This window comes from Vibrio sp. Isolate33 (assembly GCF_022397895.1).
GTDB lineage: Bacteria > Pseudomonadota > Gammaproteobacteria > Enterobacterales > Vibrionaceae > Vibrio > Vibrio pomeroyi.
In genome coordinates, this window is the sequence record NZ_JAKEUP010000017.1 from 1 (window position 1) to 22,994 (window position 22,994).

The 22,994-nt window shown below is 43.9% G+C and carries 19 protein-coding genes and 1 riboswitch; of the genes, 14 read left to right on the plus strand and 5 right to left on the minus strand.

The features are described 5' to 3' along the window. The coding region (locus tag L1D37_RS19190; RefSeq protein ID WP_239848870.1) for an integrase core domain-containing protein at positions 1–113 on the plus strand (113 nt) is incomplete at its 5' end. Between the two features lie 73 nt (positions 114–186). Here the strand turns inward: L1D37_RS19190 and lysC are convergent. After that, entirely contained in the window at positions 187–1,554 is a 1,368-nt protein-coding gene (gene lysC, locus L1D37_RS19195; protein WP_239848822.1) for a lysine-sensitive aspartokinase 3, read from the minus strand. Between the two features lie 108 nt (positions 1,555–1,662). Continuing rightward, positions 1,663–1,840, minus strand: a riboswitch (Lysine riboswitch). A gap of 176 nt (positions 1,841–2,016) precedes the next feature. Between lysC and L1D37_RS19200 the strand changes: the two genes are divergently transcribed. Then, complete coding sequence (locus L1D37_RS19200; RefSeq protein ID WP_239848823.1) at positions 2,017–3,156, plus strand: alanine--glyoxylate aminotransferase family protein; 1,140 nt, start codon at positions 2,017–2,019, stop codon at positions 3,154–3,156. A gap of 104 nt (positions 3,157–3,260) precedes the next feature. Here the strand turns inward: L1D37_RS19200 and L1D37_RS19205 are convergent, their stop codons facing one another. The 4 genes from L1D37_RS19205 to L1D37_RS19220 all read right to left on the minus strand — a co-directional run bounded on the left by L1D37_RS19205 (position 3,261) and on the right by L1D37_RS19220 (position 9,780). Then, entirely contained in the window at positions 3,261–5,024 is a 1,764-nt protein-coding gene (locus L1D37_RS19205) for a PglL family O-oligosaccharyltransferase (protein ID WP_239848824.1), read from the minus strand. Positions 5,025–5,120: 96 nt separating this feature from the next. After that, positions 5,121–7,952 (minus strand): excinuclease ABC subunit UvrA, encoded by a 2,832-nt coding sequence (uvrA, locus tag L1D37_RS19210; protein ID WP_239848825.1) that lies wholly within the window; start codon positions 7,950–7,952, stop codon positions 5,121–5,123. A gap of 150 nt (positions 7,953–8,102) precedes the next feature. Then, positions 8,103–8,975 (minus strand): UTP--glucose-1-phosphate uridylyltransferase GalU, encoded by an 873-nt coding sequence (galU, locus tag L1D37_RS19215; RefSeq protein ID WP_239848826.1) that lies wholly within the window; start codon positions 8,973–8,975, stop codon positions 8,103–8,105. Between the two features lie 157 nt (positions 8,976–9,132). Then, positions 9,133–9,780 (minus strand): LuxR C-terminal-related transcriptional regulator, encoded by a 648-nt coding sequence (locus L1D37_RS19220; RefSeq protein ID WP_239848827.1) that lies wholly within the window; start codon positions 9,778–9,780, stop codon positions 9,133–9,135. 278 nt (positions 9,781–10,058) lie between these two features. Here L1D37_RS19220 and L1D37_RS19225 point away from each other — a divergent pair, with 278 nt between their 5' ends. The 12 genes from L1D37_RS19225 to L1D37_RS19280 all read left to right on the plus strand — a co-directional run bounded on the left by L1D37_RS19225 (position 10,059) and on the right by L1D37_RS19280 (position 22,974). Next, on the plus strand, positions 10,059–10,616 hold the full coding sequence (locus L1D37_RS19225; protein WP_176680828.1) for a single-stranded DNA-binding protein: 558 nt from the start codon (positions 10,059–10,061) through the stop codon (positions 10,614–10,616). A 161-nt stretch (positions 10,617–10,777) separates the two neighbouring features. Further along, the gene (gene csrD, locus L1D37_RS19230) at positions 10,778–12,793 is read left to right on the plus strand and encodes an RNase E specificity factor CsrD (RefSeq protein ID WP_239848828.1); all 2,016 of its coding nucleotides are present in this window, start codon (positions 10,778–10,780) and stop codon (positions 12,791–12,793) included. A 2-nt stretch (positions 12,794–12,795) separates the two neighbouring features. Then, a complete protein-coding gene (locus tag L1D37_RS19235; RefSeq protein ID WP_239848829.1) occupies positions 12,796–14,238 on the plus strand; it encodes an MSHA biogenesis protein MshI in 1,443 nt (480 codons plus the stop codon). Beyond that, positions 14,238–14,885, plus strand: a complete 648-nt coding sequence (pilO, locus tag L1D37_RS19240; RefSeq protein ID WP_239848830.1) for a type 4a pilus biogenesis protein PilO — start codon at positions 14,238–14,240, stop codon at positions 14,883–14,885. The genes L1D37_RS19235 and pilO overlap by 1 nt, the downstream gene beginning before the upstream one ends. Then, the gene (locus L1D37_RS19245) at positions 14,878–15,210 is read left to right on the plus strand and encodes an MSHA biogenesis protein MshK (protein WP_239848831.1); all 333 of its coding nucleotides are present in this window, start codon (positions 14,878–14,880) and stop codon (positions 15,208–15,210) included. The genes pilO and L1D37_RS19245 overlap by 8 nt, the downstream gene beginning before the upstream one ends. Positions 15,211–15,225: 15 nt before the next feature. Beyond that, on the plus strand, positions 15,226–16,863 hold the full coding sequence (gene mshL / locus L1D37_RS19250; RefSeq protein WP_239848832.1) for a pilus (MSHA type) biogenesis protein MshL: 1,638 nt from the start codon (positions 15,226–15,228) through the stop codon (positions 16,861–16,863). A gap of 53 nt (positions 16,864–16,916) precedes the next feature. Next, positions 16,917–17,756 (plus strand): AAA family ATPase, encoded by an 840-nt coding sequence (locus L1D37_RS19255; protein ID WP_239848833.1) that lies wholly within the window; start codon positions 16,917–16,919, stop codon positions 17,754–17,756. Between the two features lie 2 nt (positions 17,757–17,758). Continuing rightward, positions 17,759–18,910 (plus strand): tetratricopeptide repeat protein, encoded by a 1,152-nt coding sequence (locus L1D37_RS19260; protein WP_239848834.1) that lies wholly within the window; start codon positions 17,759–17,761, stop codon positions 18,908–18,910. Further along, positions 18,900–20,624, plus strand: a complete 1,725-nt coding sequence (locus tag L1D37_RS19265; RefSeq protein ID WP_132762176.1) for a GspE/PulE family protein — start codon at positions 18,900–18,902, stop codon at positions 20,622–20,624. The genes L1D37_RS19260 and L1D37_RS19265 overlap by 11 nt, the downstream gene beginning before the upstream one ends. Before the next feature lie 12 nt (positions 20,625–20,636). Then, entirely contained in the window at positions 20,637–21,860 is a 1,224-nt protein-coding gene (locus L1D37_RS19270) for a type II secretion system F family protein (protein WP_239848835.1), read from the plus strand. Positions 21,861–21,863: 3 nt separating this feature from the next. Next, positions 21,864–22,319: an MSHA biogenesis protein MshF gene (locus L1D37_RS19275; protein WP_239848836.1), complete on the plus strand. Its 456-nt coding sequence runs from the start codon at positions 21,864–21,866 to the stop codon at positions 22,317–22,319. 79 nt (positions 22,320–22,398) lie between these two features. Then, positions 22,399–22,974, plus strand: coding sequence for a prepilin-type N-terminal cleavage/methylation domain-containing protein (locus L1D37_RS19280; protein ID WP_081230434.1), 576 nt, complete (start codon positions 22,399–22,401; stop codon positions 22,972–22,974). Positions 22,975–22,994 lie beyond the last annotated feature (20 nt).

A 22,994-nucleotide genomic window follows, 5' to 3' on the forward strand; every position in this document is an offset into this window, starting at 1 on the left:
ATTTAGATGAAGCAAAGAAAATGGTCGCTGAATCAGTAAAAATCTATAATGAATATAGGCCTCACACAGCTCTAAAATACAAAACGCCCGATGAAATACATCGAGCGTTTTAGTCAATCAAGTGTCAACCCATATCAGGACGGGTCAGTGATTTAGTTATCTATCAGTCGGTGATAAATGGACTTTCTACTCAAATAACTCTTGGTGAAGTTTCTGAATCGCTAACTTAGAAACAGACTCATTTAGCAGGAAGCATAGGTTATGAGGGCTTGCTCCGTAACAAATCATTCGCAGGTTGAAATCTTCTAGAGTGCCGAATACTTGCTTCGCATAGCCTTTGCTTTCACTCATGTTGTTACCGATAAGAGCAACAAGGCATAAGTCATGCTCAATATCGACAGAACACAGTTCTTCAAGCTCAATACGCGCTGCTTCTGGTAATTCAGGAGCACCACCTGATGTGTCTGTTTGATCCAGCGTAAGTGAAACGCTGATCTCTGATGTGGTGATAAGATCGACGGAGATCTTATGTTTAGCAAGGATCTCGAACACTTTAGCAAGGAAACCGTAAGCATGGAACATATTAGCGCTACGGAGCGTAACCATGGTTTGGTTGCAGCGTAGGGCAAGGGCTCTGAACAGAGGAGAGCTTTCTACTTGCTGGCGAATCCAAGTTCCACCTAACTCTGGTGCTTTAGAGGAGCCGACAAATACCGGGATTTGGTGGCGTAGTGCTGGTACTAGTGTCGATGGGTGCAAGATCTTCGCGCCGAAGTTTGCCATCTCCGATGCTTCACTGAAGCTGATTTCTGGGATAGGAGAGGCCTTAGGAGCAATACGTGGATCGGTAGTATAGATACCCGGAACATCCGTCCAGATCTCTAAGCCAATCGCTTGTACCGACTCGGCAATCAGCGCTGCTGAATAATCACTGCCACCGCGGCCTAACGTAGTGGTGTTGCCTTCGCTGTCAGCACCGATAAAACCTTGGGTCACGACAACTTGTTGTTGGCACAGTGGAATCAGTTTCTCTTTTGCTAAAGCGGCAATTTCTTCTAGCTGTGGTTCTGCTTTTCCGAAATCATCATTGGTGCGCATCACTTCTCGAATATCAAAGCGAACTGCAGGTGTTCCGCGCTCGCGAAGGATTTGAGCAAGGATGTGTGTCGACATCAGCTCACCACAGGCGACAAGGTGATCAGTCAGCTTAGTGCTTGCTTGAAATGATGCGGCTTCAGCTGCGCTAGCAATGTCATCAAGAATGCTGTGAACTTCTTTTTCGATGCTGATTGGATCAGAAAGTTGGTCAAGAATGGTATTGTGGATGTCAGCTAATTGCGTCATCAATTCTTGGCGGCGAGCTTTGTCTTGAACACCATTCGCCAATTCAACAAGCAAGTTAGTCACGCCAGAACATGCACTACTTACGACCAGTTTCGTATTTGAGTTGTTTTCAATAATGGCAGCACAACGGCTCATTGCTTCAAAGTTGGCGACACTTGTTCCACCAAACTTAGCGACATTAAAAGAACCAGCTACATTAGATGCACTCACGATATATCTCCCACGACTTCCTAAAATAAAATTACGGTTGGGTAATCCAACGTCCGATGTTTTTCGAAGAGAGTTTTAGAGCAACAAGAGAGGAATTATTAGAATAGTAACCTCAGAAGCTCTTCACCATATAGAAATGGCGACAGTTGAAGGGATTCAGCCCGCTCAACCGATAATAAAGGTCCTGCATCCTTTTATTATCTCGGCACTGCTCCCCATAAATGTTTTGTATTGGAAATGCGGTTCCACAAAACATCTGCCTGGGCAGTGCTCCTCTTCTGCTAGATAGCCGTTTCATTGAACGTGTTTGCGGTAATAATGTCAATCTGTAACTTGAGATAATTGAAAAATAATTTTAACAATTCTGTGACAGTGGTTTGACCTCAATACTTATGGCTAATTGCTGAGGTAATCAATTTGCTTTAGGGTGGATTGTTCACAACATTAACGTAAGGGATGTACATGTCTAATTTAACACTCACTACTGCTATCGATAGCTTTTATCCACCACACCGAACGTTAATGGGACCCGGTCCTTCTGATATTTCACCTCAAGTACTGCAGGCTTTGAGCCGTCCGACGATAGGTCACCTAGATCCGCTGTTTATTGCGATGATGGATGAGCTTAAACAGCTTCTTAAGTACGCTTTCCAAACAGAGAATGAATTTACGATTGCAGTTTCTGCACCGGGCAGTGCAGGTATGGAAACCTGTTTTGTTAACTTGATTGAGCCTGGAGAAAAGGTGATCGTTTGTCGTAACGGTGTTTTCGGTGAGCGTATGCGCGAGAATGTTGTTCGTTGCGGTGGTGAAGCCATCCTTGTTGATGACGAGTGGGGCAAGCCTGTTTCTGTCGACAAAGTAGAAAAAGCATTGGCAGAAAACCCCGATGCTGTTGCTGTCGCGTTTGTGCATGCTGAGACATCAACTGGAGCGCTATCGGATGCTCAAGCTATCTCGGCTATTGCTCGTCAGTTTGATGCCTTAACGATTGTCGATGCGGTGACATCATTAGGTGGTGTGCCATTGCTGGTTGATGAATGGCAGCTTGATGCGGTTTATTCGGGAAGCCAGAAATGTCTATCTTGTGTGCCGGGTTTGTCTCCAGTGACTTTCTCTCAGCATGCGGTTGAGAAAATGAAGGCACGTCAATCACCAGTGCAAAGTTGGTTCCTAGACCAGAGCTTGGTATTAGGTTATTGGAGTGGCGAAGGTAAGCGTAGTTATCATCATACTGCACCAGTAAACAGTCTTTATGCGCTGCATGAGTCTCTTGTGCTACTAAAAAATGAAGGCCTAGATAATGCCTGGTCTCGCCATCACGCAATGCATCAAGAGTTGAAAGAGGGCGTCGAAGCTTTAGGGCTGAAGTTTGTGGTTGATGAAGATAGCCGCTTACCACAACTTAACGCACTTTATTTCCCTGAAGGGATTGATGAAGCAAAAATCAGAACTCAGCTTTTAGAAGAGTATAACCTTGAGATTGGTGCAGGACTTGGTTCTCTAGCGGGCAAAGCGTGGCGTATCGGCCTAATGGGCTATGGTGCACGAAAAGAGAATGTCGCGTTGTGCCTAAAAGCGCTAAAAGATGTTTTGAAATAGCTGCAATGAACTGAAATTAAAAAGAAAAGCGCACGAGAGAACGTGCGCTTTTTTGTGTTTGTTCTAAAGATAAGACGCGGAATTCATACCTCGTTAGTTGCTAACTACTCTGCCGACGAGACGTTGTTTTCAGCTTGAGATATTTTCTTGTACTGAACCTGTGAAAAGTCTCTATTTGGAAATAAAAACTTTGCTTCGCTGCGGATTTGTTCCGCTTTGCTTTCTTCTCCGAGTCCTTGATACGCCAAAATCAAGTTACTGTAGAAAGCAGGTCTTGGCTTACTTTTTATGATTTCTAGCGACCAATCTATATAAGGTTGGATCAGGCTAGGATCGGCTTTGTACAGACCAATGTTGAGGTAAGTGCTGTATATGTCCCAATCGTAGCGATCTTTCCAAACTACTGGGTTAGTCACTTGTTTGAGAATATCTGGGTTTTTAGGTTTAGATAGCTCGAACTTAGTCAGTACATAGTTAGTGTGCAGTGCGCTTAGCATATAGAAGCTCACTAGGATCGGTAATACCAAGCTGCTCACTCTAAACAAGGTTTTACTGATTATGCTGAACGGCTGCTGATAGTGACGTGAGGCACGCTGATCCACCCAGTAAATCAAAATGATGAAGGTTATCCAGTGAATCGCCGAATGATAAAACGGGTACTCTAGCTGAGAGTGCAAGAGTATCGGTATAAACAGAGCAAGTAATGCTAGACGCGTGCCCTTTGCTGAACTTGCTATACGAGACATCACTAACACCGCGGCAATCAAGATACCTATGATTGGTACTATGCCACCTTCAACCCCCCAAAAAAGAAATTCATTGTGCGGGTGATCCATAGAAGGAAGCCCCGGATGATAATTTGAGTTCAGTTGATGCTGACGAGCGGTATATAGTGTGTATTCAGATTCGAACTTTCCGTAGCCATAACCGGTAAATGGCTTTTCGATCATCATGTCTAACGCTTGTGGAAAGGTGTAAGCGCGCGGACTTTCTAAGTTCGCTTTCTTGCTAGCGATACTATCTGTAGCGCTAAGGTTTATTACGGTAAATGCAACCACGATACCGACAACAACGGATGTGCACCATCCGTAGAAGCGCTTCTTGGTCGAAAATTTATATAGGTAAGGAAGTATACACACAAAACCGATGACCGCCGCTAACCACCCTGTGCGTGATGCGATGATGATCAGTAGTGGCACGGTTAACGTTGGGGTTAGGTAGAGTAAAAACGATTCGCTGATCTTGTGATTATACTTAGCGGGCTGTCTTGCTAATAGGTAAGCAGAAAGGACAAAACCCGTTGCTAGGAAGCTGGCCATCACATTGGGTTGCTGGAATATTCCGTAAGGGCGATTAGCCGCGGTGTTGTAACCAAATAGATTACCTGGTTCTAATAAGAAATATTGTACATAACCAAATAGCGCTTGTATGACGACAGCTAATACGATGAACCACAGCATACGTTGTTTGTGTTTGTTGCTGAATTTGAACTGTTGAAGAACTACGAATAAAGCAAAACCTGCCCATAATCCAAGTAATCGGCCTGATGCTCCTTCTGGAGATGCATTGCTGTATAGAATCGGCAATGTGAGTATCACGCAGCTTATCAGCAAACCTATGGTTAACTTGGAATACTTGAGTACTCGATTGGTTGCTAGTTGATAAAAGCCAATGGCTAAGGTGAAGCTCAGTGCTAACCAAGTGGTAGGGTTAAAGGATAGAGCAAGGCCAGAGCCTCCTGGATTGGGCATGAAGAAATGCATGGCGAGTAAGAACACAATAGCTAATGAAGCGAGGAATGCTTTGTTGAGTGGTAACTGAGTGATCTGATTTTCTAGCTGGGTACCGCTAGTATGTATTGTTGCCATAAATCCCTAACCTTATAAAAACAGAGCTTGTTCCTTTTGAAACAAGCTCTGTTACTTTAACATTTTTCTGTCTGTTAGCAGGGCGCTATTTTACACCTAGTTCAAATTTAACATAGGCTTAAGGAAGCGAGCAGTATGCGAACCTTCGACCAATGCCACATCTTCAGGTGTACCCTCTGCAACAATCTCACCGCCACCTTGGCCACCTTCTGGGCCTAAATCTAAGATCCAGTCAGCTGTTTTTACGACATCCAAGTTGTGTTCAATGACTACAACGGTATTACCGTGATCACGCAGTCGATGCAGCACGGTTAATAGCTGCTGGATATCGTGGAAATGAAGACCTGTTGTGGGCTCATCGAGAATGTATAAGGTTTTGCCTGTATCTCGTTTAGACAGCTCGCGAGCTAATTTAACACGCTGTGCCTCACCGCCAGATAAGGTGGTTGCCGCTTGGCCTAAACGAATGTAAGAAAGACCCACATCCATTAGCGTTTGCAGTTTACGTGCAATCACGGGAACTGGATTAAAGAACTCACGAGCATCTTCAACAGTCATCTCAAGAACTTCGTCGATGGTTTTACCCTTGTAGCGAACTTCTAGTGTTTCACGGTTGTAGCGCTTTCCTTTACACACATCACACGGAACATACACATCCGGTAAGAAGTGCATTTCTACCTTGATAACGCCATCGCCCTGACACGCTTCACAGCGCCCGCCACGCACGTTAAAGCTGAACCTTCCCGCTTTGTAACCGCGTGAACGCGACTCTTGTGTGCCAGCAAAAAGTTCACGAATAGGAGTGAAGATACCAGTATAGGTCGCAGGGTTTGATCTTGGTGTGCGTCCTATTGGGCTTTGATCAATATCGATTACCTTATCGAAATGCTCTAACCCTTTAATCTTTTTATGTGTTGCCGGTACTGCTGTGGTTGCGCCATTAAGTTGAGTGTGAGCAACTTTGAAGAAGGTGTCGTTAATTAATGTCGATTTACCTGAACCCGACACACCCGTAATACAACTAAATAGTCCCACAGGAATAGTTGCAGTGACATTTTTAAGGTTGTTACCTGTCGCACCAACGATCTCTACGACTTTCTTCTTGTCGATTGGTGTTCGTTGTTCTGGTACTTCAATCTCTTTTACGCCACTTAGATATTGGCCGGTTAAAGAGTTCGGATTATCGATGATATCTTGCATAGTGCCTTCTGCAACGACATGCCCACCGTGAACACCAGCGCCAGGGCCAATATCGATGACATGGTCTGCACAGCGAATAGCATCTTCATCATGTTCTACAACAAGTACCGTATTGCCTAAGTCTCTCAAGTGTACCAAGGTTTGCAGTAGACGCTCATTATCACGCTGGTGGAGGCCAATTGATGGCTCATCTAGTACGTACATGACACCCACTAAGCCAGCACCGATCTGACTTGCTAGACGAATTCGTTGTGCCTCACCACCAGACAGAGTTTCAGCACTGCGTGATAGGTTAAGGTAGTTCAAACCAACGTTAACCAAGAAATGTAGGCGGTCATTGATCTCTTTCATCACTTTATCAGCGATCTGCCCACGTTGGCCGTCTAACTTCAACTCTTGGAAAAATTGCAGTGCATCAGCAATACTAAGCTCAACAATTTCAGGCAGTGTTGTATCGCCGATAAATACATTTCGAGCTTCTAGTCTCAGACGAGTACCATCACAGCTAGAGCATGACTTCGTAGAGATGTATTTAGCAAGATCCTCTCGAACTGAGCTTGATTCCGTATCACGGTAGCGACGCTCTAGTGTATTTAAAATACCTTCAAACGGATGACGTTTAACGCGGATATCACCACGGTCATTGATGTATTTGAATTCAACTTCAGTGCGGCCAGAACCTTTGAGAATGATCTCTTGAGTCTTCTTCGGTAGAGAATTAAACGGCGCAAAAAGATCGAAACCATAATGCTCTGACAGTGATGTTAGCATCTGGAAATAGTAGTAGTTCTTTTGATCCCAACCTTTAATTGCACCTTCAGCGATGCTTAGGTTTTCATCCAAAATCACTCGGCTCGGGTCAAAATATTGTTGAACACCAAGTCCATCACACGTACCACATGCGCCTGCTGGGTTGTTGAATGAGAACAAGCGAGGCTCAAGCTCTTGCATGCTGTAACCACACTTGGGACAAGCAAAGTTAGCAGAAAATACGATCTCTTCTTGATCTGTTTCGTCCATCCAGCCAACAACTGCAATGCCGCCAGATAGCTCCAGTGTTGTTTCAAACGATTCAGCGAGTCGTTGCTGTAGATCAGGGCGTACCTTAAATCGATCAACCACTACTTCTATCGAGTGTTTCTTATGAAGTTCTAGTGCTGGTGGATCGGATAGGTCACAGGTCTCACCATCAATACGTGCACGAATAAAGCCTTGAGCCGCTAAGTTCTCAAGTGTTTTTACATGTTCGCCTTTGCGCTCTTTAACGATCGGCGCAAGCAGCATCATTTTTGAGCCCGCAGGTAACTCAAGTACCTTGTCTACCATTTGGCTGATGGTTTGCGCAGCTAGGGGGATGTTGTGATCCGGACAGCGAGGTTCGCCCACTCGAGCATAAAGTAGTCTCAGGTAATCATAGACTTCTGTAATGGTACCTACGGTCGAGCGAGGGTTATGAGACGTCGATTTTTGCTCTATCGAGATAGCCGGAGATAAACCTTCGATGTGGTCTACATCGGGTTTTTCCATAAGAGATAGAAATTGGCGAGCGTAGGCAGACAAAGACTCAACATAGCGGCGTTGCCCTTCTGCGTAGAGAGTATCAAACGCAAGTGACGACTTTCCTGAACCGGATAACCCGGTGATAACCGTGAGTTTATCGCGGGGAATCGTTAGGTTAACGTCTTTGAGGTTATGCGTACGAGCGCCTCTAATTTCTATTTTATCCATCTCAACAGACCATGTAATTTTAAGTGGCTAAAGTATTACATAGAGTGAGATTTGTGCAAAGTTTTACTGGATAAAAAAACAGTAAACAAAAAAGGGTGACTCAAAGAGCCACCCTTATAAAAATTGAAACGTTACTATCTTAGATAGCCGTTATGCTTCTTTCTTTGTTGAATGTTTGCCTAGCTCAACTTGCTTTTGGTCTTTCTTGTATAGGTTTTCAAAGCAGTAGTTTGTTGCTTCGATGTAGCCTTCAACACTACCACAGTCAAAACGTTGGCCTTTAAATTTGTAAGCCAATACACAGCCCGCTTTTGCTTGTTTAAGCAATGCATCAGTAATTTGGATCTCGCCGCCTTTACCTGGTTCAGTCTGTTCGATCAGCTCAAAGATATCTGGAGTCAGAATATAGCGGCCAATGATCGCTAGGTTGCTTGGTGCTGTGCCTTGTTCTGGTTTCTCTACCATGTCATCGACACGGAAAAGATCGTCTTTGATCATCTCGCCAGAGATAACACCGTACTTGTGTGTTTCTTCTTCAGGTACTTCTTGTACTGCAACGATAGAACAGCGGAACTGCTTGTATAGTGCAACCATTTGAGCTAGCACGCCTTGTTGCTCGTTCACACAAAGGTCATCGGCAAGCACAACTGCGAACGGTTCATCACCAACTAGTTCACGACCCGTTAGGATAGCGTGACCTAGACCTTTCATCTCGCGTTGGCGGATGTAAGTGAAGTTTGCTGCTTCAATCGTTTCACGGATATTAACTAGAAGGTCTTCTTTATTGGTACCACTGATCTGGTGCTCAAGCTCGTAGTTCTTATCGAAGTGATCCATGATTGAGTGCTTACCACGGCCAGTAACAATGCACATGCCGTCCATACCAGCTTCGATTGCTTCTTCTACGCCGTATTCAATTAGCGGCTTGTTCACAACAGGCATCATTTCTTTCGGCATTGACTTAGTTGCTGGTAAAAAACGTGTACCGTAGCCAGCTGCCGGGAAAAGGCACTTTTTGATCATGATAAGACCCTTTATCTATAATAATTATTGATTCAACCTGAGTGGTTGATATTTCTGAGGGCAACTCTAGCATAAGTTATGTCGAAAATTCAGCAACAATACCTATAGTTTATTAGAGCTTCCCTCAAAATTATCGTCAGTTTAAGAGGCGGATCAATTATGCAAGTAGGTTCTGGTTAGCCCAAGCGATGGCTTGGACTCTATTTTTAACCGCTAACTTACGGAATATTTGATAGAGGTGAGACTTGACCGTGAACTCACTAATAAACAAGTCATCGGCGATTTGTGTGTTGGACGAGCCGGATTGAAGGCAACGAATAACCTGAATCTCTCGAATGGTTAAGTCGACATTGGTTGGTGTTGTGTTGGTATTGACAATATTACGGTAGTAAAACAGCAGTTGATTGGTCACTTTTCTTGGTAGCCAGTTATCACCATCAATCACTTCTTGAAGACCATGCGCAATCTTGTCCTTTTTATCGGTGTTATAAAAGAGACCTTTCAGCACACCATAAGTAAGAAGCTCCGAAGTCGGCAGTTGCTGTGGAACATTGAATAAGATGATCTCATGGTTTTTCCACATCACGGTCAGGTTGGGACAGATAATAAGTAGTTGTGGTACCTCCTTATAGTCGACAAGCAGGATGCGGTTACTCTGCTTTCTGTCGACTAACATTAAGTCGTCCGGAGTCATTTTGTAGAGAATGATGGATAAGTGTTTTTCTATCTCTTTTACATGTAGGTAAGTGTCACTCGGGTCGATGCACAGAAAATGCAAAGTGCGAGCGTATCGAGATTTTCTCATTGAAACTCCGTGTTTAAGTTGGGTGAGATTTCACGTTGTCATGCACGCTTTGGCTTCTCTAGTGCAATAGTAGTGACTTGCGTTGAATATCAATTCCCAAAGTAAATGAGTGGTTTGTAAGTGGAGAAAAAAGCAACATCGCTCTGAATATCATGATTTGTTACGTTTTTATTCTTTGTAGCGAGGAGAGAATAGGAATGCGATTTATCACTGTAGAAAAGCATGCTATTCTTGTGCGCTAAAATTTTCTGAGACTATGAATTTAGACGGAGCAAATCATGGCTAGCCGTGGAGTTAACAAAGTTATATTAGTGGGTAACCTAGGTAATGACCCAGAAATTCGTTACATGCCTAATGGCGGCGCGGTAGCGAACATTACCATTGCAACGTCAGAGTCATGGCGTGATAAAGCAACTGGCGAACAGCGTGAAAAAACAGAATGGCACCGTGTTGCTCTGTTTGGCAAGCTAGCTGAAGTTGCTGGTGAGTACCTACGTAAAGGTTCTCAAGTTTACATTGAAGGTCAACTTCAAACTCGTAAATGGCAAGATCAAAGCGGTCAAGATCGCTACACAACTGAAGTGGTTGTTCAAGGCTTCAACGGTGTAATGCAAATGCTTGGCGGCCGTGCTCAAGGCGGTGCTCCTGCTCAAGGTGGTATGGGTAACAACCAACAGCAAGGTGGTTGGGGTCAACCACAACAGCCACAACAACAGCAGCAACAATACAGTGCTCCTGCTCAACAGCAGAAAGCACCTCAACAACAAGCTCCTCAGCAGGCTCAACCTCAATATAATGAGCCACCGATGGATTTTGATGATGACATCCCATTTTAAGCCCTGTTTTTAATATATTATAAAGACAGTATTAAATTGGAAAAAGCCGCGTTCATCGCGGCTTTTTGTTACCTAGAATTCTTAACGCTTTATTTACAACGTCAATTTATAGTATAAGTAGCAATACGGTATAATGTGAGTTGAAAAGGATTTCGTTATTCATGAGATATACCCCCACGCTAAAATTGAGCACCCGACTGGTCGCATTTGTCACAGTGATAGTTATCAGTGCGATGTTCATTCTTTTTATAGGTGGCACCCTTTCGTTCAAGCGCATCGGGCAGGAATATTTAGACCATTATTTGGTGGGAATAGTCGACGTTGTAGATAAAGAGATGGAAGATCCAGACGCTGCGTATTCCATGCAGCGTTGGATGCCTAAGATGTTGCAGGCCAGCAATATCGTTGAGATGAAACTCTCAAATAAGACGGGTATTGTTTACCGTTTCAAAGATACTTCTCCACAAATCGATCCTAATCGTCTCTATGAAAAAAGCTTCACGTTAGAGCGTAATGAAGGTTACCAAATCGAATTCAAAGCATTGCCTCCTTATATTGGTTACAACTACTCAATAGAAGCGATGTGGTCGATTACTTTAGCGGTTGCTTTGATCATTTTTTGCTTGGCTCGTGGTGTTCGATGGTTGAAAGAGCAGTTAATGGGTTCTGAAATGCTGGAAGAGCGAGGAAGGATGATCCTTGCAGGGCAAGTTGAAGCGCATGCCAAAGGCGATGAGCGGGAATGGCCCTTTACGGCGAGTGAAGCTCTTGATGTGTTAATTGAAGAGCTGAAAGATGCACGCCAAGAGCGTAGTCGTTTTGATACCTTCATTCGTACTCATACTTTCTTAGATAAACTTACTGGTACAGCCAACCGAGTGCTATTCGATAACAAGCTTGAATCGGCACTGCATGAAAGTGGTGCGCGTGGTGGTGTGTTGTTAATTCGTATCGATGAGTGGGAACAAGTTCGTGATGCCAATGATAAGCAAGTGACCGACGGCTTTATTATTGAAGTTGGTGAAGTCTTATCGAATATCGTTCAGCGCTACCCTGATGTTATTTTCTCTCGTTATTACGAAGCCGATTTTGCGGTATTTATCCCGCATCAGGGAGCAAAAGATATTGCGACCTTGGCAGCCCAGTGTTTAAGGCAGTTAGATAAGCTAACCCCACCGGAGCCATTAGAGTCTGATAACTGGTGTCATATCGGCGTGACCATGTATACCGAGGGTGAGCGTCATAGCCAGATTATGGATGAAACGGAAACCGCACTAAAGAGTGCTCAGTTGGAACGCATTAACAACTGGAGCCGTTACCCTAAACAGAATAAAAATGAGCTTGATAGAGGCAGCGTTCGTTGGAGAACATTACTCGATAAAGCTCTGCTTCCTGAAAATTTGGTAATCTTTGCTCAGCGGTGTTACCTTATGCCGGAATCTGGTCAAGCTAATGAATTACATAGAGAAATATTCACTAGAATTCAGGATCCAGACAAAGGTTTATTGAAATCGTCTCGATTTATGCCTGCGGTAGAGCAAGTGGGTTATCAAGCTCAAATGGACCAATCCGTGTTGAAGGTTTTGTTGAAATCATTGAAAGAGTCAACTCAATCGATTAACTACTCAGTGAACCTGAATGTCACTCCGTTTGCGAGTAAACAGCATTTTAAGTGGTTTAGGAGTGAGTTATTACAACTCTCAGCTCAGCATCGCTCTCAGCTTGCTTTTGAATTTCCAGAAGGTCACCTTATTGCTCATCTTGATTATATGAGACCGGTGGCAAAGATGCTGCGAGGATTAGGGTGTAAAGTCATTGTTGGCCAAGCTGGGCGAACCATAGTTAGCACACACTATATAAAGGATTTGAAGGTTAATTATATTAAGCTTCATCGGAGCTTAATTAAGAAAATCGATCAAAGACATGAGAACCAGCTGTTTGTCCGAAGTTTAATCGGGGCATGCGGTGACTCTCCAACCCAAGTTATTGCGGTTGGGGTCGAGACAAAACAAGAAAAGAATACCTTGATAGAGTTAGGCATTAACGGCTATCAAGGGAGATATTTCGACGAAGAGCAACAAATTATTCCTTTGCCTCATCAAGGTGAAAAGACAGTGAAAGCTGAATCTGTTGTTAAAGTTGGTCGAAGAAATCGATGGCGCAAGAGTAGTAGTTAAGCATGAATTTTAAAGCGATTTTAGACAAGATAAAGCCAACGAATAATAAAGGCAGCACGCAAGTTGTTATGTTGGGCAATGATGCTGTTTATATTTCATCGACAGAGCAAGAATCTCAAGTCACTCACATCCCTGTAGTAAACGGGGACTGGGAAAGTGCACTAAAAAAATCGCTTAACAGTGAGGCTTTTACCAGCAGTAGCCTTCAATTGATAGTCTGCGCTAACTATTACCAAACTTACCAAATTGATAAACCGGACATTCCAGAGAGTGAATGGTTGGTTGCCCTGCCTTTTTTATTGAAAGATCTTGTCGCTGAAAGAGTGACTGAGATTACGGCAAGCGCGGTAGCACTGCCGACATCAAACAAACTGCAAGTGTATGTTTTACCTAAAAAGCTGTTAGATAAGCTTTTAAACATTACTAACTCAGCGCAAGTAGAGCTTAAAGGTGTTGCTCCTGAAGATGAAATCTGGGGCTATAGTGCCGGCGAACTCTCTAATTTCATACTTCTACAACGCAGCTCAAATTCACACTTTAAGTTGGGTGCGTTTGTTGAGAATACAGTCTGCTTCCAAAGAACGATTCGCAGTGTGGTTCCACCTTTAACGGGTGTTGCATCCAGCGCGCTGCAGTTAGATGGCCTTGCTTTAGAACTCCAGCGTTCGATTGACTACCTTTCTTCTCAAATCAAAGGCACTCAACTTCATCAGCTAAAAATCTGTTGTGATGAAGAAGATGAAGCAGAATTACAAAGTGCGTTAAACAATACACTGAGCTCAACGGTTTCTTTACTGGTTGAAGGTGAGCGCGAAAACTCTGAAAGTTTGTTGGTTAAGCTCGCTGCTGAAAAAGATGCGTTTAACGTCAATCTTTACCCTGAACACCTCAAGCCGAAAAAAGAATATTTCACATTAACGAACGTGGTCGCGAGTTGGGGACTTGTCTGTGCCCTGCTTCTTGGCGGTTACTTTGTGATGCAATACCAAATATCGAATTTGGACGAAGAACTAACAGCTTTGCAACATGACTCCAATCAAGTTAACAAGCAAGTTAACCAGTTGAAGAGTAAGTTAACTGAACATAAACCGTCTCCGGAGAAAGTCGCCGCTGTTGCCCGTCTCAAACGTGAGACTCAAGCAAAAAAAGAGGCGTTGAAGGCCGTTGGGCAATACGACGAATCCCAGCAAGTCGGGTATTCTGGCGTCATGAATTCCCTAGCTACATTAGGCCGAAATGACATCTCTCTTTCGCACATCTATATGACTCACGATACTTTAGATCTTAGTGGTTTAGCTCGTAATGCTAATGTCGTTCCAAACTGGATTGGTCAGTTTAAAAATGAACTTAATTTGGTTGGCCGCACTTTTGAAAAACTCAAAATAGGTCGCAATGATCAAGATGTGGTGACGTTCGAGTTAAGTACTCGCAGGGAGAGTAAATAATGCAGCAGTGGAACCAGCTGAGCGATAAGTTTCTTGCATTAAGCCAAAGAGAAAAATGGTTACTTTTCGTGTGTGGCTTTGTCGGTTTATCAATGCTTGTATTCACCTTATTGGTTGAACCTGCATACCTCGACTTACAAGCGAAAAACGCTAAATCGATGAGCCTGACGCAGTCAAACCAAAGGCAACAAGGTGAGCTACTTGTTCTTCAAGCAAAGTTGAACAAAGACCCAGACAAAGAAATTAATATCGAGTACAAAAAGCTATTAGTAGAAAGCCAAGATCTTTCGCTTCAACTATCAGAGATTGTCGATGGACTGATTACGCCTTCTCAAATGTCACAGTTATTGGAAAGTGTTCTCAATGCTGGCCATGGACTTAAGTTGGAATCCTTGGAATCACTAAAACCAGAAGCGATTTCAAATAACAAAGAGACTAGCGAGTACTCAGGCTACTTTCTTCACCCTGTGAGAATGGAACTAACAGGCAGCTATTTTGATATTTCAGCTTACCTTCAAGCCCTTGAGTCTCTTCCTGTGAGTTATTACTGGCGTACGTTTGAGTATTCAGTAGAAGAATATCCTAAAGCTCGACTTGTGTTCGAGGTTTACACACTTGGTACCAGACAGGAGTTTATCGGTGGCTAGAACTCTATTGTTGTCCTTGCTGTTTAGTAGTTCCTTAGTGTGGGCTGAGCAAGATCCAACGGCGCCATTAGGTTGGCTTTCACCTCAACAAAAAACAGCGCCAGCTAAAAAGGCGCCAGTTCAATATCGTTTACCATCCCTAGAGAGCATTGTTTGCAAGGGTGATACACCTTGCTATGCGATTCTAAATGGTCAAATTCTCGCTCAAGGGGAAACGATCAGAGGGTACCGAGTTAAGAATATAGATCCAGAATACGTCACTCTGCAGAGAAACTCTAAGCAGTGGAAATTAGAGATGTTCTCTTTAGATGTTAAGAATAATTAAGGTTAGAGTGAAGACATGCGTAAACTTGTAGTAGCAATCCTAGTGTCATCTTTAGTCGGCTGCTCGATGGGACATCGCGATCCCGTTGAGATAAAAGAGTCTTTAAACGAATCAATCAATGAAGCTAACAGTAAAGCGCTTCATGAGCTTCCGTCATCAGTACAAGATGATCTTATGCCTCAACTCGATTCAGACTCTGTATCGCCAGGAATGGAAACGGTTAAGCGTTTTCGCATTCAGGCTAAAGGTGTTGAAGCGAGAACCTTCTTTGCTAGCTTAGTGAAAGGTACAGAATACAGCGCCGCTATTCACCCAAGCGTGTCGGGAAACCTTACGCTTAATCTAACCGATGTAACATTAGATGAAGTGCTGGCTGTTGCCCAAGACATGTATGGCTATGATATCGAAAAGCGTGGCAAGGTGATTCAGGTTTACCCTGCAGGCCTTCGCACAGTGACGATCCCTGTCGATTACCTACAAGTTAAGCGTTCTGGTCGTTCATTGACGACGATCACTACAGGCACTATCTCCAATTCGGACAACAGTTCGTCGAGCTCATCAAGCTCTGACTCTAACTCGTCGAATTCATCTAACTCTTCTAATACATCAAACTCGACATCGAATGGTGGTACAGAGATTGAAACCACATCTGAAAGTGATTTTTGGCCACAGCTTGAAGCGGCGGTTGCTCACTTGATTGGTTCTGGTGATGGGCAAAGTGTTGTGGTTACCCCACAAGCGAGTGTGATTACAGTGCGCGCTTACCCGGATGAAATCCGTGAGGTTCGTGAGTTCTTAGGTATTTCTCAGAAACGTCTGCAACGCCAAGTTATCTTGGAAGCCAAAATCATGGAAGTCACCCTGAGTGATGGTTACCAGCAAGGTATTAGCTGGTCGAACTTATCTAAGTCGATTGGTAGTGGTGGTGTTGTTATTGACCGACCAGGTGGAACATTGCCTCCATTAGATGCAATCAGCTCTTTGTTAGGTGGACAAACCAACGTCACGATTTCAGACGGTAGCTTTGAAGCGGTATTGAGCTTTATGGATACTCAAGGTGATCTCAATGTTCTCTCTAGCCCACGCGTAACGGCTGCAAACAACCAGAAAGCGGTAATCAAAGTTGGTACAGACGAATACTACGTGACGGATTTATCAAGCTCGGTCGGTAGTGGTGACAATGCTAATGTTGCGCCGGAGGTTGAGTTGACGCCATTCTTCTCTGGTATCTCTTTAGATGTGACCCCTCAAATAGACGATAAAGGCAGCGTATTTTTACATGTTCACCCTGCCGTTATTGAGGTAGAGGAAGAGGTGAAAGAGCTCAACCTAGGTTCAACAACGGGGTTAGTACAACTTCCTTTGGCGAAAAGCTCTATTCGTGAATCGGACTCCGTGATTCGAGCTCGAGACGGTGACGTGGTTGTTATTGGTGGTTTGATGAAATCCAACACCACTGATGTGACGTCTAAAGTTCCGTTCCTCGGTGACATCCCTGCATTAGGTCATTTATTCCGTAATACCAATCAGTTGACTCAAAAAACTGAGCTCGTGATCTTGCTTAAACCAACGATCGTGGGTGTGAATACTTGGCAAAATGAGTTGGAGCGTTCTCGTGATCTTCTTCAAGAGTGGTTCCCTGATGAAGAGTAAATGCTTACTTTCTCAATATAGAGTGGCAGTGTCTCACTAAGCTAGGTCGTCATATGTATCAAGCTCACTTTGGTTTTGAACAACTGCCATTTACGTTAACACCGAATACTGATTTCTTTTATGGTTTGGCGCCTCATTTTGAGGCGATTCAAACGGTCATCTCGGCGTTAGAGATGGGAGAGGGCGTGATTAAAGTTACTGGTGAAGTCGGCACGGGAAAAACCATGGTTTGTCGGATGCTGGTTAATCATTTAAAGGATTGTACGGCGTTAATCTATTTGCCAAATCCTGTATTGTCTGGAACTGACTTGCGTCACGCTGTCGCTAAAGAACTTGATTTAACCATCGATAATGAAGCCACTTTAGTCGATAACATTCAGCATAAGTTGATTGATTTACATAACTCGGGTTTGAGAGTGGTCGCTATACTGGATGAGGCGCAAGCTCTATCTGATGAGGCTCTTGAAACCTTAAGGCTGTTCGGCAACCTTGAAACAGAAGATAAGAAATTGCTTCAGATAGTGTTACTCGGGCAGCCTGAATTGGACGCTCGATTAGAGGCGTACCACCTAAGACAATTTCGTCAAAGAATCACATTCAGTTCGACACTGAGGCCGCTGACTCTCGATGAGACGGTAGCTTACATTGATAATCGAATTACTAAGTCTGGTGGCAATCCCGAACTGTTTAGTTTGAATCAAAAAAAGGCGATTTATCGTTCTTCATTGGGTATTCCAAGGTTGATAAATCAGTTGTGCCATAAGGCTCTTTTGCTCTCGTTCAGTGAAGATAAGAAAAGTATCGACAATCAGCATCTGTTCTCCGCCATGCACGAAACTTACGATGTGTGTAAGCCTAAATTTAAAACGCCAATACTGTGGGGTTGGAATTAATTATGAGCGTCATTAATAACGCCTTGTCTGAATTGGCAAAGAAAAAATCAGCGACTTCAATTGAAGCTGCAGTCGTGCCGAAAGTAAAAACACGCTCTCCTTTCGTTTGGATAGCTGCGGGTTTTACACTCAGTTTAGCTATGGGTGGTTGGGCGATTTCACAAGGCCCAGCTGTCGAGAACTCAATATCAACTCGTGACGTTCAGGTTGCTGTGGTTGATAGCTCTGAAGGCGAGCCGAAAACGTTAGTGACTCCACTTGTCTCGTCACCAACTAAGAAGTTAGTGACGATAGATTCTGCGAACCTTTCTGCTGATAACACGACGATTATTAAAAGCACTCAAACTCAGTCTGCTAATTCCGATTCAGTTGTTGCATCGACTCAGTTAGTGACACAGCCTCAAGCAGCCTCTAAATCTCAAAAGGTGCCTAAAGCTGAAGTCGCAAAACCAATCTATGTTGCTAGTGTGGCTAAAAAAGATGCCACTCCACTCCCTAATGATTCCAAAGCGTCTGGAGATTCAGAAGATAGTGGAATAATGATTGAGCAGGTGGAGTTAACGTCTGAACAACTCTCTATTAATGCCCAAGGTCGAGCTCAGAAAGCGCTTGATGCGAACGATCTTGCTGGTGCGTTGAAAGGTTATAACGAAGCGCTTCGCTATGCCCCGAGGAATGAAGATGTTCGTCAGAAGCTCGCGATTCTCTATTTTGGTAAGGGTGATACGCGTAAAGCCTACGAACTTTATCAGTCTGGCATCAAACTCAACAACAACAGCGAAAAGCTGCGCTTAGGTCTATCAAAACTGCTGGTTAAAGCAGACCAATCTGAAGCGGCTTTGAGTCCATTAATACATTTACCGCCGAATCCAACTCAAGACTATTTGGCGATGCGTGCCGCGCTGAGCCAAAAGTCACAGCAAGAAGAGATTGCATTAGAGAGTTATCAAAAACTGGTTGAGATTGATTCGGATAACGCTCGCTGGTGGCTAGGTTTGGCTATCCAACAAGAGCGACAGCTCGATTTTACGGCGGCAAAACAATCTTACCAAGGTGCGCTGGTCAGAGTTGGCATCTCATCTCAATCGCAAAGCTTTGTGCGAGATCGATTAAAAATAATCAATGCTTTAGAGGAGAGTAGCGATGCAAATTAGATTAAGAAAAAGGCTTGGTGATTTGCTCGTTGAAGAGGGCATTATTACTGAGGCTCAAGTGGAACAAGCACTTGCCTCTCAAAAAAGTACTGGCCGTAAGCTAGGTGATGCACTGATTGAACTTGGCTTCCTGTCGGAACAACAGATGCTGAGCTTTTTGTCGCAGCAGTTAGCTATTCCTCTTATCGATTTAAGCCGCGCTGTTGTTGATGTCGAAGCGGTTCAGCTTTTGCCTGAAGTACATGCTCGTCGTCTACGTGCTTTGGTTATCGGACGCCAAGGCGATACTTTGCGTGTTGCTATGAGTGATCCTGCGGACTTATTTGCACAAGAATCTTTACTTGGTCAATTAGGCGACTACGCCCTCGAGTTCGTCGTGGCTCAAGAAAGACAATTGGTTGATGGTTTTGACCGTTACTACCGAAGAACCAAAGAGATCGCCTCATTTGCAGAGCAGCTTCACGCCGAACACCAAGTTAATGAAGCTTTCGATTTTGATATTGCCGAAGAAGACAGTGACGAAGTTACGGTTGTTAAGCTGATTAACTCACTGTTTGAAGATGCGATTCAAGTTGGCGCTTCCGATATCCATATTGAACCGGATTCTAATGTCTTGCGCCTTCGTCAACGTATTGATGGTGTGTTGCATGAAACCTTGTTAAACGAAGTCAATATCGCATCTGCTCTGGTATTGCGTTTAAAGCTGATGGCAAACCTCGATATCTCAGAAAAGCGCCTTCCTCAAGATGGTCGCTTCAATATTCGAGCGAAGGGCCAATCTGTCGATATCCGTATGTCGACTATGCCAGTACAGCACGGCGAATCAGTGGTGATGCGTCTTCTTAATCAATCTGCTGGTTTACGTAAATTGGAGTCGTCGGGTATACCGAGTGATCTTCTGGTTCGTCTTCGTCAACAGTTACGTCGTCCGCACGGTATGATCTTGGTTACTGGCCCTACTGGTTCGGGTAAAACAACCACCTTATACGGTGCGTTAAGCGAACTAAACGAACCGGGTAAAAAGATCATTACCGCAGAAGACCCAGTGGAATACCGCCTTCCTCGTGTTAACCAAGTTCAGGTGAACCCTAAGATTAATCTCGATTTCTCTACGATCTTAAGAACCTTCCTGCGTCAGGATCCCGATATCATTCTTATTGGTGAGATGCGTGACCACGAAACCGTAGAAATAGGCTTGAGAGCAGCACTGACGGGTCACTTAGTTTTAAGTACCCTGCATACCAATGATGCGGTCGATAGTGCACTGCGTATGATGGATATGGGCGCTCCGGGCTATCTGGTAGCAAGTGCCGTTCGAGCCGTGGTCGCTCAGCGATTGGTTCGTAAAGTGTGTAACGACTGTAAGGTTGAAGATGAGCTAGATGAACCTCGCAAACAATGGTTGAGCGTTCGCTTCCCAAATCAGGTGGGCGTGCCATTTATGAAAGGACGTGGTTGTCAGAACTGTAACCTAACGGGTTATCGTGGGCGTATTGGTGTCTTCGAGATGTTGGAGCTAGAGCAAAACATGATGGATGCGCTTAGAGCCAATGATGCCGTTGGTTTTGCTCAAACGGCGAGGCAGTCTGAAAACTACAAACCACTTTTGGCTTCTGCGATGGAACTGGCTTTACAAGGTGTCGTGAGTCTCGACGAGATAATGCACCTTGGTGAAGGCGATGCGTCCGGTGCAACCGACCCAATTTATCTGTAGGGGTAGAGTGATATGCCAACTTATCGTTATGTAGGTCGCAGCTCTGATGGCAGTCAAGTTACTGGCCAATTGGATGCGAATAACGAAGATCTCGCTGCTGAAAGCTTGATGAGTAAGGGGATCATTCCTACCTCAATCAAGTTGGGTAAAAGCGGCGGCTCTGTATTGGATATGGACGTCTCTAGCCTATTTACGCCAAATGTCCCTCTTGAGGTGTTGGTTCTGTTTTGTCGGCAGTTATACAGCCTAACTAAAGCGGGTGTGCCATTACTAAGGTCGATGAAAGGCCTCACTCAAAATTGCGAAAACAAACAGCTTAAAGCGGCGCTTGAAGAAGTGGTCGCTGAGTTAACCAATGGTCGTGGACTAGCGGCATCAATGCAGATGCACTCCAAGGTATTCAGTCCATTGTTTGTATCGATGATCGGTGTTGGTGAAAACACGGGTCGTCTAGACCAGGCTCTGCTGCAGTTGGCTGGATATTATGAACAGGAAGTCGAGACTCGCAAGCGAATCAAGACCGCGATGCGTTACCCAACCTTCGTGATCAGCTTTATTTTGATTGCGATGTTCATTCTTAATATCAAGGTTATTCCACAGTTCTCGAGCATGTTCGCACGTTTCGGTGTCGACCTACCGTTGCCGACTCGTATCTTGATTGGCATGTCGGAGTTCTTTGTTAATTATTGGGGCTTAATGCTCGGAGTGATCTTTGGTCTTATCTTTGCTTTTAAAGCATGGGTAAAGACAGATAAAGGATTAGAGAAGTGGGACCGATTACGTTTGAAGATGCCAGTGATCGGTGGCGTTGTAAATCGAGCGCTATTGTCACGTTTTTCTCGTACCTTTGCTTTGATGCTAAAGGCGGGCGTACCACTTAACCAATCATTAGCTTTATCGGCTGAGGCTTTGGATAACCGCTTCCTAGAACTTCGAGTTCAAGCTATGAAATCGGCGATAGAAGCGGGTAGTACGGTGTCATCCACTGCTATCAACAGCGAAATTTTCACACCTTTGGTGATACAAATGATTTCCGTCGGTGAAGAAACGGGTCGGATTGATGAGTTGCTACTTGAAGTGGCTGATTTTTATGATCGAGAAGTCGATTACGATTTGAAAACTTTAACCGCCAGAATTGAACCAATTTTGTTGACCATAGTTGCGGGTATGGTGCTGATTTTAGCTCTGGGTATTTTCTTACCGATGTGGGGAATGCTCGATGCAATCAAAGGCTAAGGAATGCTAAATAACCTACAGCGCTCACGTTTTGTTATTTGGACTGTGGTTATCCTTTTTCTTGTGATTGGATTACTTTCTGCATGGGAAACGGTAGAAGAAGAAGCGACTAATACGGCATTTATCGTAGCGAGCAAACGAATTCTTGAGCAAGCAAATCTGTTCAAACAACAGTATTTGTTAAAGGGGACTCCACGAGAAAACGATTCGGAATCACCAAAAGTTTACAGCAGAACAGGGTGGATAATGCCGATTCAGGGCTCTGAGCGAGACTGCAATTATTGGCTGGATCAATTATATCCCCAAGGGAGTGTTTTAGGGCTAAGCTCTCCAAGTGTTGAAGATAAAAGTGATAACATACAGTTTCACTGTAGTTATCATTATAGTGATAAATATCAGATAGATATATTGCTCGAAAAAGAAAGGTTTAGTGTGAAAGCCAATATTTTGGCTTTGTGAAAATATTGACAGTTTTTTTATGGTTTTATACGAGCGCGAATGTATAATGCGCGTTAATAATTAGATGAGTAGGTAGAAAATGCTTAAGAATCAAAAGGGTTTCTCCCTTGTCGAATTAGTCATAGTTATCGTGGTCGTTGGTTTATTGGCGGTAGCTGCTTTACCTCGCTTTCTCGATGTGACAGATGAAGCCAAGAAATCGAGTATTGAAGGCGTTGCTGGTGGCTTTGCGACCGCAGTTTTGTCGGCTAGAGCACAGTGGGAAGCTGAAGCTAGACCATCAGAGAAGATAGGTGTTGAAACATACAATACTGTAAACTATGATGGTGTTGATTTTTGGTTAACAAGATCAAAGAACAGTAGCAACGTCGATACCGACTTTCGAGATGGCTACCCTTGGACTCTGAACAACAATTCTGGCACCGCGCCACAAGATATTTCAGATAAAACATGTTCTGAACTGATGGAAAACTTGCTGCAAAATCCACCTAAAGTTGGTGAGGTTTCAGTTGTTGCTAGTGATTCAAATTACAAATATTCAGCGCAAGCGAATTCAGGTGATGCAACGTGTACTTACGTTCAATTAGAAGGTAGTACTGAGCATGAATTTGTTTACGAAATTAAAACTGGTCGTGTGACCGTAACTTTGCAGTAAGTCTGCGTAAAATTAAACAT